This is a genomic window from Klebsiella sp. K-Nf6 (assembly GCF_002806655.1).
GTDB classification, from domain to species: domain Bacteria; phylum Pseudomonadota; class Gammaproteobacteria; order Enterobacterales; family Enterobacteriaceae; genus Klebsiella; species Klebsiella variicola.
Window position 1 is genome coordinate 1 of sequence record NZ_PIBN01000013.1, and the last position, 12,876, is coordinate 12,876.

Genomic DNA, 12,876 nt, shown 5'->3' on the forward strand with positions numbered 1-12,876 from the left:
CGGTGCCGTCCCCGGACCAGACCGCCCTGATTAACGAGCAGTACCGCGCACCGTTAAACCGGCTGGTTATCGCCGACCAGGCGGCAAATGTTATCCGCGCCGAAATGATAATACCGCCGCAGGCCGGGGGCTTCTGGATACGCGAGGCCGCCCTCTTTGACGAGACCGGTATCTGCCTGGCGGTGGCGAACCTGCCCGAATCCTACAAGCCGCTTCTGGCGGAAGGGTCGGGACGTTTTCAGGTAATTAATATCTGGCTGATGGTGAGCCAGACTGCCGATGTGCAGATGATTGCGGACCCGTCAGTCATCCTGGCGACGGTGGAAGAAGTCCGCCGGGCGGGGAACAACGCCAAAGATTATGCCGATGACATTGTTTCCACCCTGGAGAATGAGACAAGGGAGGCCATTGCATCAGCGGTCAGCACCGCCATTCGTGATTTCTGGGAAGCGGAAAACCCTGTCGGCACGGTCCGGTTTTACAGCCAGCATGTGGACCCGAATGAACGCTACCCGTGGTCAACGTGGACGTATACCGGTGAGAACAGAACCATCCGCGTGGCAAAAGCGGGCGGTTCGAACGTCGGCGCCACTGGCGGCAGCGATACGGTCACCCTTCAGCGGGCGAATCTTCCCGCCGTGCAGATTGATGTAAGCGGGGAAACCAGCGAGCAGCCTGAGCAGAAGCTGACGACCACGCGCGGCGGTATTCACCATCATGGTGGTGTGGCCGGTAAAGATGACCCGTGGGAAATTGGCGGGGATGTGCGGCAGCTCTTTAACCCGAAAGAGCCGGGTGTGACGGATGATGCCGGAGAACACGAACACGAAGTCACAGTACCGCCGCACAAACACACGACCAGCGGCAAAACTGACAACCTCGGCGAGGGTAAATCGTTCAGCGTGGTGGAAGCTCACACCCTGCTGATGTGCTGGAGCCGCGTTGCCTGACTCTCGGGCGGGCATTCCTGTTGTACTGTACCCGGTACAGCGGGGATGACTCGTCACTCTTTCCCCCACGACTGAAAATAATGCTCACCCTTAACCACGGAGTTAAACGGATGAGCGATTTTCATCACGGCGTCCAGGTTGTCGAGATTAACGACGGCACCCGCGTCATTTCTACCGTATCCACAGCGATTATCGGCATGGTCTGCACGGCCAGCGATGCCGATGCCGCCACGTTCCCGCTCAACAAGCCCGTACTGATTACCAGCGTGCAAAGCGCTATTGCGAAAGCAGGAACCAAAGGCACCCTGGCCGCCTCCCTCCAGGCCATCGCCGACCAGTCGAAGCCGGTCGTTGTTGTTGTACGCGTTGCGGAAGGGACCGGCGATGATGCCGAAGCGCAGACTGTCTCTAATATCATCGGCGGCACTGACGAGAGCGGCAATTACACCGGGCTCAAAGCGCTGCTCACGGCGGAGGCCGTCACCGGCGTTAAACCGCGCATCCTCGGCGTGCCGGGTCTCGACTCCCTCGAAGTGGCGACCGCGCTCGCGCCGATTTGTCAGAAGCTGCGCGCGTTTGGCTATATCAGCGCCTGGAACTGTCAGACCCTTTCCGAGGCCATGCTTTATCGTAAGCATTTCAGCCAGCGCGAGCTGATGGTTATCTGGCCGGATTTTCTGGCATGGGATACCACGGCGAACACGACCGAGACCGCCTGGGCGACCGCCCGCGCGCTGGGCCTGCGCGCCAAAATCGACCAGGACACCGGCTGGCATAAAACCCTGTCAAACGTTGGCGTGAACGGTGTCACCGGTATCAGCGCGTCGGTCTTCTGGGATTTGCAGGAATCCGGCACCGATGCCGACCTGCTTAACGAGGCTGGCGTCACCACGCTCATTCGTAAAGACGGTTTTCGATTCTGGGGTAACCGCTGCTGCTCCGATGACCCGCTGTTCCTGTTTGAGAACTACACCCGCACCGCGCAGGTTATCGCCGACACAATGGCCGCTGGTCACATGTGGGCGGTCGACAAGCCGATCACTGCCACGCTGATTAAAGACATCGTTGCGGGTATCAATGCGAAATTCCGCGAGATGAAAACGGCAGGCTATATCGTCGATGCGACCTGCTGGTTTGATGAATCGGCCAACGACGCGGCGACCCTCAAAGCCGGGAAACTGTATATCGATTACGACTATACGCCGGTTCCCCCTCTCGAAAACCTGACGCTACGCCAGCGCATTACCGATAAATACCTGGCGAATCTGGTGTCATCGGTTAACAGCAATTAAGGAGCCCTGACCAATGGCAATGCCGCGCAAGCTCAAATACCTCAACACGTTTCTGGATGGCGTCAGCTATCTCGGCGTTATCGAGTCCGTCACCCTGCCAAAGCTGACCCGTAAGCTGGAAAATTACCGGGGCGGCGGGATGTCAGGCTCGGCCCCTGTCGATTTTGGCCTCGACGATGACGCGCTGGCGATGGAGATTTCCCTCGGCGGCTTCCCTGATGATGCGATCTGGTCGCTTTACGGTGCCGTCGGTACCGGGACGCTACTGCGCTATGCAGGCTCTTACCAGCGGGACGATACCGGCGAAACCGTGGCGGTGGAAGTAGAGACCCGTTTCAAGGTGAAGGAAGTCGATAACGGCGAGAGCAAACAGGGCGAGGATACCAGCAGCAAATTATCGCTGGTCTGCACGTACTACAAGCTGACCATGAACGGTAAAGAGCTGGTAGAAATCGACGTCCTCAACATGATTGAGAAGGTGAACGGCGTCGACCGACTCGACCAGCACCGCCGCAATATCGGCCTGTAATTTTCCCCGGCCAGCATGCCTGGCCGGTTAATCCCGAATCCGTAAACAGCGAGAAACTCATGAGCAAAGAAAACATCGTCACCCTGGAAAACCCCATCAAACGCGGCGAGCAGGTCATCGAAAAAATCACCCTGATGAAGCCCAACGCCGGAACCCTGCGCGGTGTCAGCCTGGCCGACGTTGCGCGCTCTGAAGTCGACGCCCTGATTAAAGTGCTGCCGCGTATGACCAGCCCATCACTCACCGAGTCGGATGTCGTCATGATGGATTTACCCGATTTGATGGCGCTGGCAACAAAGGTGATCGGTTTTTTGTCGCCGAATTTGGCGGATTAAATTTTCCGAAAGATATGTCGGTCGATGACCTGATGGCGGATATCGCGGTGATTTTTCACTGGCCGCCATCAGAGTTATATCCCATGAGCCTGACCGAGCTCACCACCTGGCGCGAAAAAGCGCTACAGCGAAGCGGAAACACGAATGAGTAACGACGTTAAATTGCAGGTATTACTCAAGGCTGTTGACCAGGCGACCCGCCCGTTTAAATCCATCCAGACAGCGAGCAAAACGCTGTCTGGTGATATCCGGGACACTCAAAAATCACTGCGTGAACTGAACGGCCAGGCATCCCGTATCGACGGGTTTCGCAAGGCCAGCGCGCAACTTGCCGTTACCGGTCAGGAGCTGAAGAAAGCTAAACAGGAAGCCGCCGCACTGGCGATCCAGTTTAGAAATACGGAACAGCCGACGCGCGCGCAGGCGCAGGCAATGGATGCCGCCCGAAAAAGTGCCGCAGCGCTCCAGCTCAAACACAACAGCTTGCGGCAGGCTGTACAGCGCCAGCGGCAGGAACTCAGCCAGGCGGGAATTAATACCCGCACCCTGGCGGCAGACGAGCGCCGGTTAAAAACCAGCATCAGCGAAACGACGGCGCAGCTTAATCGCCAGCGTGAAGCACTGGCGCGCGTCAGCGCGCAACAGGCAAAGCTCAACGCGGTTAAACAGCGATATCAGGCTGGTAAAGAGCTGGCCGGAAATGCGGCCGCAATGGGTGCCGCCGGTGTCGGTATGGCGACGACAGGCACGCTGGCCGGTATTGCACTAATGAAACCGGGTTATGATTTTGCGCAGAAAAACTCCGAGTTACAGGCTGTACTCGGCGTGGCGAAAGACTCCGCAGAAATGACTGCGTTGCGAAATCAGGCCCGACTGCTGGGCGACAATACTGCCGCCTCTGCCGATGATGCGGCCGGTGCTCAGATTATCATTGCGAAAGCAGGCGGAGACGCGGCAGCGATTCAGGCGGCGACGCCCGTCACACTTAATATGGCGCTTGCTAACCGTCGAACAATGGAAGAGAACGCCGGTTTGCTGATGGGGATGAAATCAGCTTTCCAGCTTACTAACGAGCAGGTCTCTCACATCGGTGATGTCCTGTCGATGACAATGAATAAAACCGCCGCAGATTTTGACGGGCTTAGTGATGCGCTGACATATGCTGCGCCGGTGGCGAAAAATGCCGGTGTCAGCATTGAGGAAGCCGCTGCAATGGTTGGCGCCCTACATGATGCGAAAATTACGGGGTCAATGGCTGGTACGGGTAGTCGCGCTATTTTAAATCGACTCCAGGCACCGACCGGGCAAGCCTACGCGGCGATTAAAGAGCTTGGGGTAAAAACGGCAGACAGTAAAGGGAATACCCGCCCGATATTTACCATCCTGAAGGAAATGCAGGCCAGTTTTGATAAAAATAAACTGGGTACCGGTCAGCGCGCTGAATACATGAAAACGATATTTGGCGAAGAGGCCAGTTCTGCCGCCGCTGTTTTGATGAACGCGGCTAAATCAGGAAAGCTGGATAAGCTCACGGTTGCATTTAAAGCCTCTGACGGTAAGACGGAGGAACTAGTTAAGGTTATGCAGGAAAACCTCGGCGGCGACTTTAAAGAGTTTCAGTCGGCATATGAGGCTGTAGGTACTGACCTTTTTGACCTGCAAGAGTCCTCTTTACGTAAACTGGTGCAAACCGCTACCGGCTACGTGCTCAAACTTGATAAGTGGATCCAGCGAAATAAAGAGCTCGCGCAGACGCTGGGGGTGATTACCGCTGTGGCGATCGGGGGCGTGGGGATGATTGGGGCTATTGGACTGATTGCCTGGCCGGTGATAACCGGTGTAAATGCCATCATCGCCGCTGCGACGGCACTCGGTACCGTATTTACTACGGTGGCCGGTGGTGTTGTGACTGCAATTGGCGCGATCTCCTGGCCGGTTGTTGCTGTCGTGGCCGCAATAGTGGCCGGGGCATTGCTCATCCGTAAATATTGGGAACCCATCAGCGCGTTTTTTGGCGGTGTGATGGAAGGATTGCGCACGGCCTTCGCGCCAGTAGCAGAACTATTTGCACCGCTTAAACCGATGTTTGACTGGCTAGGCGGAAAACTTAAAGCCGCATGGGACTGGTTTAACAACCTTATCGCGCCGGTCAAATCCTCGCAGGAGACGTTAAACCGTTTTCGTGATGCCGGTGTGTTGTTCGGCCAGCGACTGGCGGATGCCTTAACGCTGCCACTGACGGCATTTAATAAGCTGCGCAGCGGTATTGACTGGGTGCTTGAGAAGCTCGGCATTATCAATAAAGAGTCCAGCACGCTTGACCAGACTGCCGCGAAAGCCAGTGCCGCCACGCAGGGTGGCTCTTATATTCCCGCGACCAGCACTTATGGCGGTTATCAGCCTGTGACGGCCCCCGCCGGTCGTACCTACATTGACCAGAGCAGCCCAACCTATCAAATCAACATGCCGGGTGGTGCGCCGGGCGGTCAACTCGGAAACCAGTTGCAGGACGCGTTAGAAAAATATGAACGCGATAAGCGGGCCAGAGCCCGAGCCAGCATGATGCACGATTAAGGAGGTGGATGATGATGCTAGCTCTTGGAATGTTTGTTTTTATGCGTCAGACGTTGCCACATCAGACGATGCAACGCGATGCCGAGTATCGATGGCCGTCAAATTCCCGCGTCGGGAAGCGGGATTCATTTCAGTTTTTGGGGCCGGGAGAGGAAAAAATCACCCTGGCCGGAACGCTTTACCCGGAGCTCACTGGCGGAAAGTTGACGATGACGGCCATTCGTTTAATGGCTGACGAGGGGCGCGCCTGGCCGTTACTGGATGGCACCGGCACGATTTACGGTATGTACGTCATCAATAATATCAGCGAGACAGGAAGCCTGTTTTTTGCTGACGGCACGGCGCGCAAAATTGATTTTACGCTGACGCTCACCCGCGTGGATGAATCCCTTGCGGCACTGTATGGCGATATCGGCGAACATGCCAAATCACTGATTGGTAAGGCGGGAGATATGGCCTCGTCAGTGGCTGGAATGGCGGGGATTAGCTGATGCTGGATCTGAATGCGGGTGGCGTACTGACGCCCAATTTTATGCTGATGCTCGACAGCAAAGATATTACCGGCATCATCAGTAACCGATTGATGAGCCTGACGATGACAGACAATCGCGGATTCGAAGCCGACCAGCTCGATATCGAACTCGATGATGCTGACGGGCTGGTCGAGCTGCCGTTACGCGGCGCTGTACTGACGCTTTACCTCGGGTGGAAAGGCTTTGCGTTGACGGGTAAGGGAAGTTTTACCGTCGATGAGGTTGAACATCATGGCGCGCCGGATACGGTGACAATCCGCGCCCGTAGCGCCGATTTTCGCGGAACGCTGAACTCACGTCGGGAAGAGTCATGGCATGACAAGACGCTCGGCGAAATTGTGGCGGCGATAGCGGCACGTAACAAACTGACGTCAAGTGTTATACCGGAGCTGGCTGGAATAAAAATTCCGCATATCGATCAGTCACAGGAATCGGACGCCAAATTTTTGACACGCCTCGCCGAGCGAAACGGCGGTGAGGTTTCGGTAAAAGCCGGAAAATTACTTTTTCTGAAAGCCGGGCGTGGGTTAACAGCCAGTGGAAAGGCTATTCCACAAGTCACTATCACCCGCAGCGATGGCGACAGGCATCAGTTTTCGATTGCCGACCGTGGGGCATATACCGGTGTCACAGCAAAATGGTTACACACCAAAGACCCGAAACCACAAAAGCAAAAGGTGACGTTAAAGCGGAAACCGAAAGAGCAACATTTACGTGCACTACAGCACCCAAAAGCCAAACCGGTAACGAAGAAAAAAGCGGTGAAGACGCCGGAAGCCAGGGAAGGTGAATACATGGTCGGCGAGGATGACAACGTGTTCGCCCTGACGACAATTTTTTCAACCAAAGCGCAGGCGATGCGAGCTGCCCAGGCAAAATGGGACAAACTGCAACGTGGAGTTGCTGAGTTTTCAATCAGGCTGGCGACGGGGCGGGCTGATCTTTACCCTGAGACGCCGGTACAGGTTAAAGGCTTTAAGCGCGTTATAGACGAGCAATCTTGGACGATCACTAAAGTTATGCACTACCTGAATAAAAGCGGCTTTACGACGAGCCTAGAGCTTGAGGTGAGGTTGTCTGATGTGGAATATGATGCTGTGGATGCTTAAAAAGGAAAACAACCCGTAACCAAACGGGTTGTTGTCATCTTCATTTTGAAACGTAGCCGTGGGTGTTTCCATACATCAAAGTCTTTGCTTCATCGTCCATCAGCGCACCCATCTTTTTACATGTATTCAGAGGGTTTTCAAACGTATAGCCTTGCGCTGAAAATTTATTAACGACATGTATCTCTTTGGTGTTTTTGAGATATCCCTCAGGGGCACTTTTAACCCAAACAGGAGTGCAGACACCGGACGATATCAGTGCTTCATATGCATCTGAGGTTACAGTGGCAGTTGGTAACTTTATTTTCACTGAGGCCGTCTTAACCTCAATTCCAACGGGCTGCCACGGTTTAAGACTTTTCATTAAAATTTGTGCATCAATGCTTTGTGAAAAGGCTCTACTTGAAAGGGCTGCGAAAGTACATAGAAGCGTTATTTTTAAGAGTTTCATGGGCATCCTTATCAACTGACTATGAATATCTTTCGCTTTTGGTGAATTATTGTGTATCATTTATTCACATTATGTGAATCGCGGAGTGTAGTAATGTTCCATTGTCCAAAATGCCAGCACGCGGCACATGCGCGCACCAGTCGCTATCTAAGTGAGAACACCAAAGAGCGTTACCACCAATGTACTAACATAAATTGCAGTTGTACGTTCGTAACGATGGAATCGGTGGAACGTTTTATTGTTACGCCAGGAACGATAATCCCGGCCCCGCCTCATCCGACAGTTGGTGGTCAGCGCCCGCTATGGCTCTGAAAAAATTTCATAAAATGCCCGCCGCGAGCGGGTTTTTTTATGTGATCTGAAAAGTGGCGGTAAAAAATGCACCGCCATTTTATCGCCACTCAATAACGATATAAGAAAAAAGCCACTCGCGTGAGTGGCTTAATTATATGATTTTAAAGCTAAAATTTGGTGGCCCCTGTTGGGTTTGAACCAACGACCAAGCGATTATGAGTCGCCTGCTCTAACCACTGAGCTAAGGGGCCGTGGCGAGGGATTATAAAGTAACTGACGGTTGCAATCCAGCGTAAAGCGCGCAGCTGCTGTTTTTATAAACAATGCATTTTCAATCCTTTATAATCATGTTTTAGCCATACAGCCGGAGAAAACATGATTAGCGATATCCTTGCGCCGGGCCTGCGCGTGGTCTTTTGTGGTATCAACCCGGGGAAGTCTTCCGCCCATACCGGCTTTCATTTTGCCCATCCTGGCAATCGCTTCTGGAAGGTCATCCATCAGGCCGGGTTTACCGATCGGCTGCTGAGGCCGGAAGAGGAGCTGCAGCTGCTGGATACGCGCTGCGGCATCACCATGCTGGTTGAGCGTCCGACGGTGCAGGCCAGCGAGGTCGCCCTGCAGGAGCTGCGCAGCGGCAGTCGTGAGCTGGTTCGGAAAATAGAGGAGTATCAGCCGCGGGCGCTGGCGGTTCTCGGCAAGCAGGCCTTCGAGCAGGCCTTTAACCAGCGCGGCGCGAAGTGGGGCAAACAGGCCATGACTATCGGCATGACTCAGGTGTGGGTGCTGCCCAATCCCAGCGGCTTAAACCGGGCGACGCTTGATAAGCTGGTGGCGGCCTATCGCGAACTGGATGATGCCCTGGCGACGCGCGGCCAGTAGCGGAGATATGCCACTTTCCTCGGATGGCCACCAGAACGCCATAAAAAAAGCTCCCCGCAGGGAGCTTTTTAACAGGCTGTGGACGATGCCCCGAGACGATTAATCGTCGAGGAAGCTACGCAGCACTTCAGAACGGCTTGGGTGACGCAGTTTACGCAGCGCCTTCGCTTCGATCTGACGGATACGTTCGCGGGTAACGTCGAACTGTTTACCCACTTCTTCCAGCGTGTGGTCGGTGTTCATATCGATACCGAAACGCATACGCAGGACTTTCGCTTCACGCGCGGTGAGGCCGGCCAGCACGTCGTGCGTTGCCGCACGCAGGCTCTCGGTGGTCGCAGAATCCAGCGGCAGCTCGAGGGTGGTATCCTCGATGAAATCCCCCAGATGCGAATCTTCATCGTCGCCGATCGGCGTTTCCATGGAGATAGGCTCTTTGGCGATCTTCAGCACCTTACGGATTTTGTCTTCTGGCATCAGCATGCGCTCAGCCAGCTCTTCCGGCGTCGGTTCACGTCCCATTTCCTGCAGCATCTGACGGGAGATACGGTTGAGCTTGTTGATAGTCTCAATCATATGCACCGGAATACGGATGGTGCGCGCCTGATCCGCGATGGAGCGGGTGATTGCCTGACGGATCCACCAGGTCGCGTAGGTAGAGAACTTGTAACCACGACGGTATTCGAACTTATCGACCGCTTTCATCAGACCGATGTTGCCTTCCTGAATCAGATCGAGGAACTGCAGGCCACGGTTGGTGTATTTCTTGGCGATAGAGATAACCAGACGCAAGTTCGCTTCCACCATCTCTTTCTTCGCACGGCGGGCTTTCGCTTCACCGATGGACATACGACGGTTGATGTCCTTCACCTGCTCGATGGTCAGGCCGGTCTCTTCTTCGATCTGGTGCAGCTTCTGCAGACCGCGCTGCACGTCTTCTTTCACTTCCAGCAGCTTCTCGGACCACGGCTTGTTCATCGCTACCGCAGCGTTGAACCAGGTTTCGCTGGTTTCGTTGCCGGTGAACAGGGTGATGAAGTTTTTCTTCGGCATTTTGCACTGCTCAACGCACAGCTTCATGATGATACGTTCCTGAGTACGAACGCGATCCATCATGCTGCGCATGCTGTTGACCAGGTAATCGAACTGCTTCGGCACCAGGCGGAACTGCTTGAAGACTTCAGACAGCTTCAGGATCTCTTCCTGCGCGGCGGCATGGCTACGACCTTTGGCTTTGATGGTGTCGCGCGTCAGCTCGTACTGGGTACGCAGCTCGGCGAACTTCTCGCGGGCCAGCTCAGGATCGATGCTGTTGTCGTCATCGCTGCTGTCGTCGTCGGCGTCTTCTTCGTCTTCGTCTTCGTCGTCATCCATCTCTTCCTGAGACAGTTCGGAACCAACGTGGGTGGCGGTCGGCGCCATATCTTCTTCGGCGTTCGGATCGACGAAACCGGTGATCAGATCGGACAGACGGGCTTCTTCCGCTTCGACGCGGTCGTACTGCTCAAGCAGGTAGGTGATCGCTTCCGGGTATTCGGCAACGGAGCACTGAACCTGGTTGATTCCATCTTCAATACGTTTGGCGATGTCGATTTCGCCTTCACGGGTCAGCAGCTCTACGGTACCCATTTCACGCATGTACATGCGCACCGGGTCGGTTGTCCGCCCGATTTCGGATTCTACGCTGGAGAGCACCTGCGCGGCAGCTTCGGCAGCATCTTCATCCGCGGTGTTTTCGGCAAGCATCAGATCATCGGCATCCGGTGCTTCTTCCATCACCTGAATGCCCATGTCGTTGATCATTTGGATGATGTCTTCGATCTGATCGGAATCGACGATATCTTCCGGCAGATGGTCATTGACCTCGGCATAGGTCAGATAGCCTTGCTCCTTACCACGTTGGACAAGAAGCTTCAGCTGTGACTGCGGGTTTTGCTCCATAAGACGGTATCCACACTTAATTCGTTTGATTGGTGTCGGCAGCGGGCTGTCGACATTTAAAGCGAGGGCGTACTTATATTATTGCCGCTGCGCCTCTGCGCGGCTGTCGGGGGCTTCCCGATCGATACTCGGCACTTAAGCCGTTAAATTCTGATCCTTCACGTTGTTCTGCGTTTTCTTGCTGCCTTGATACAACGTGAATGATATTGTCTGTCATTTATTTTTTCGCCAGCTCCTGGCTGATAGTCCAGAGTTCCCGGCGTTCTTCACTGCTTAAACCGTGTGTGCGATCGCGAGCTATCAACTCTTCTTGTCGCAGTTCCAGCAGTGAATCAAACATATGATTGAGCGAGTCGGTGAAGGTCTGTTCAGCGATATCTTTATCTGCTATATCGTCCCACATCGACAGTTTTTCAAGGGTTGCGGCCTCTTTTGTGCCGCGATATTGCTCTAAAAGTTGCCCGGTTGTCAGACCAGGCTGCGCCAGACAGCTTTTCACCAGTTCGCTGAACAGGCTAAGCCCTGGCATTTTGCGCGAGTCCAGTCCCTCCAGCGGTGGGACTAACGGCGCCAGATCCGGGTTTTGCACCAGCAGTCCTATCAGTATACGCATGGTCGTGCGTTTTAGCTGTGGTACGGGACGCGGCGCGCCATTTTCAGACTGTTTTGGCATTAAACGTTCAAGCTGTGCGTCATCTAAAATGCCCAGCTTGTTGCCCAGTTCCTGACGCAAATAGATGCGCAGCGTTTCGCCGGGTACCTGAGTGATCAGCGGCAGCGCCAGCGTGCTCAGCTGCGCGCGCCCGTCCGGGGTACTCAGATCGACCTGCGGCAGCAGGCTGTTAAACAAGAACGTGGAGAGCGGCTGAGCCTGCTCCATCCGCGCCTCAAACGCCGCTTTGCCCTCTTTACGCACCAGCGTATCCGGGTCTTCGCCGTCAGGCAGAAACATAAAACGCAGCTGGCGACCATCGGTCATGTACGGTAGCGCCGTCTCCAGCGCGCGCCAGGCGGCATCGCGGCCAGCCCGATCGCCGTCGTAGCAGCAGATGACGTTATTGGTCACCCGAAACAGCAGCTGGATATGGTCGGCCGTGGTCGAGGTACCCAGCGAGGCCACGGCATAGTTGATGTCGTATTGCGCCAGCGCTACGACGTCCATATACCCTTCGACAACCAGCAAACGCGGTGGTTCGGGGTTGTCCTGCTGTGCTTCATACAGGCCATACAGCTGGCGGCCTTTATGGAATATGTCGGTTTCCGGGGAGTTCAGATACTTCGGCAGGGCATCGCCCAGCACTCGTCCGCCAAACCCAATCACACGGCCTCGCTTATCGCGGATGGGGAACATCACCCGTTCGCGGAAGCGGTCATAACTGCGTCCCTGATCGTTGGTGACCAGCATGCCGGCATCAATAAGCGACTGGCGGTTTTCTTGATTGCCGCCAAAACGTTTTAAAACGTTATCCCACCCGGGGGGAGCATAGCCGATGGCAAAGCGCGTAATCACCTCGCTGCTTAACCCCCGTTTTGCCAGGTACTGGCGCGCAGGGTCGGCGGCGGGCTGCATCAGAGACTGTTGGTAAAACGCATTCAGACCATCCAGTAACTGGTAGAGATTTTGCCGTTGATGGCGCTCTATCTGGCTGGGTCCGTTGCCTGCTTCATAAGGCACTTCGAGGTTGTGCATGGCGGCCAGCTCTTCGACCGTTTCCACGAACTCGAGCTTGTCGTAGTTCATCAGGAAGTCGATAGCATTGCCGTGCGCCCCGCAGCCGAAGCAGTGGTAAAACTGTTTTTCACCATTGACGGTGAAAGAGGGGGTTTTTTCGTTATGGAACGGACAGCACGCGTGAAAATTTTTGCCCTGCTTTTTCAGCTTTACCCGCGCATCGATCAAATCGACGATGTCGGTTCTGGCAAGCAGATCGCTAATAAATACACGTGGAATTCGTCCAGCCATAAGCCCCGTTATTTCTGATGACTATA

At 54.8% G+C, this 12,876-nt stretch carries 13 protein-coding genes and 1 tRNA gene; 10 read left to right on the forward strand and 4 right to left on the reverse strand.

Annotation, left to right across the window (positions count from 1 at the left end):
• The 8 genes from CWM61_RS19635 to CWM61_RS19670 all read left to right on the forward strand — a co-directional run.
• Positions 1 to 950 (forward strand): phage tail protein (locus CWM61_RS19635; protein WP_100631756.1); only part of this gene is annotated, 950 nt, incomplete at its 5' end.
• A gap of 110 nt (positions 951 to 1,060) precedes the next feature.
• On the forward strand, positions 1,061 to 2,242 hold the full coding sequence (locus CWM61_RS19640; RefSeq protein WP_061891794.1) for a phage tail sheath protein: 1,182 nt from the start codon (positions 1,061 to 1,063) through the stop codon (positions 2,240 to 2,242).
• Positions 2,243 to 2,255: 13 nt separating this feature from the next.
• Positions 2,256 to 2,771, forward strand: a complete 516-nt coding sequence (locus tag CWM61_RS19645) for a phage major tail tube protein (RefSeq protein WP_014343412.1) — start codon at positions 2,256 to 2,258, stop codon at positions 2,769 to 2,771.
• Between the two features lie 59 nt (positions 2,772 to 2,830).
• Positions 2,831 to 3,106 (forward strand): phage tail assembly protein, encoded by a 276-nt coding sequence (locus CWM61_RS19650; RefSeq protein ID WP_004195711.1) that lies wholly within the window; start codon positions 2,831 to 2,833, stop codon positions 3,104 to 3,106.
• A gap of 32 nt (positions 3,107 to 3,138) precedes the next feature.
• Positions 3,139 to 3,258 carry a GpE family phage tail protein gene (locus CWM61_RS19655; RefSeq protein ID WP_014343413.1) on the forward strand — a complete coding sequence of 40 codons (120 nt, stop codon included), beginning with the start codon at positions 3,139 to 3,141 and terminating at the stop codon, positions 3,256 to 3,258.
• Positions 3,251 to 5,680 (forward strand): phage tail tape measure protein, encoded by a 2,430-nt coding sequence (locus tag CWM61_RS19660; protein ID WP_100631757.1) that lies wholly within the window; start codon positions 3,251 to 3,253, stop codon positions 5,678 to 5,680. The genes CWM61_RS19655 and CWM61_RS19660 overlap by 8 nt, the downstream gene beginning before the upstream one ends.
• An 11-nt stretch (positions 5,681 to 5,691) precedes the next feature.
• Complete coding sequence (locus CWM61_RS19665; protein WP_100631758.1) at positions 5,692 to 6,171, forward strand: phage tail protein; 480 nt, start codon at positions 5,692 to 5,694, stop codon at positions 6,169 to 6,171.
• Positions 6,171 to 7,322, forward strand: a complete 1,152-nt coding sequence (locus tag CWM61_RS19670; protein WP_100631759.1) for a phage late control D family protein — start codon at positions 6,171 to 6,173, stop codon at positions 7,320 to 7,322. The genes CWM61_RS19665 and CWM61_RS19670 overlap by 1 nt, the downstream gene beginning before the upstream one ends.
• Before the next feature lie 40 nt (positions 7,323 to 7,362).
• Here the strand turns inward: CWM61_RS19670 and CWM61_RS19675 are convergent, their stop codons facing one another.
• On the reverse strand, positions 7,363 to 7,770 hold the full coding sequence (locus CWM61_RS19675; protein ID WP_061891797.1) for a hypothetical protein: 408 nt from the start codon (positions 7,768 to 7,770) through the stop codon (positions 7,363 to 7,365).
• 93 nt (positions 7,771 to 7,863) lie between these two features.
• On the opposite strand from CWM61_RS19675, the gene CWM61_RS19680 reads away from it, so the two are divergent.
• Entirely contained in the window at positions 7,864 to 8,082 is a 219-nt protein-coding gene (locus tag CWM61_RS19680; protein WP_023343301.1) for a DNA-binding transcriptional regulator, read from the forward strand.
• Positions 8,083 to 8,239: 157 nt separating this feature from the next.
• Here CWM61_RS19680 and CWM61_RS19685 read toward each other — a convergent pair.
• A tRNA-Ile gene (locus CWM61_RS19685) sits at positions 8,240 to 8,315 on the reverse strand.
• A 124-nt stretch (positions 8,316 to 8,439) separates the two neighbouring features.
• Between CWM61_RS19685 and mug the strand changes: the two genes are divergently transcribed.
• The gene (mug, locus tag CWM61_RS19690; RefSeq protein WP_061153269.1) at positions 8,440 to 8,946 is read left to right on the forward strand and encodes a G/U mismatch-specific DNA glycosylase; all 507 of its coding nucleotides are present in this window, start codon (positions 8,440 to 8,442) and stop codon (positions 8,944 to 8,946) included.
• 99 nt (positions 8,947 to 9,045) lie between these two features.
• Here the strand turns inward: mug and rpoD are convergent, their stop codons facing one another.
• The gene (gene rpoD, locus CWM61_RS19695) at positions 9,046 to 10,887 is read right to left on the reverse strand and encodes an RNA polymerase sigma factor RpoD (RefSeq protein WP_074387563.1); all 1,842 of its coding nucleotides are present in this window, start codon (positions 10,885 to 10,887) and stop codon (positions 9,046 to 9,048) included.
• Between the two features lie 217 nt (positions 10,888 to 11,104).
• On the reverse strand, positions 11,105 to 12,850 hold the full coding sequence (gene dnaG, locus CWM61_RS19700; RefSeq protein WP_061153271.1) for a DNA primase: 1,746 nt from the start codon (positions 12,848 to 12,850) through the stop codon (positions 11,105 to 11,107).
• Between the last annotated feature and the right edge of the window lie 26 nt (positions 12,851 to 12,876).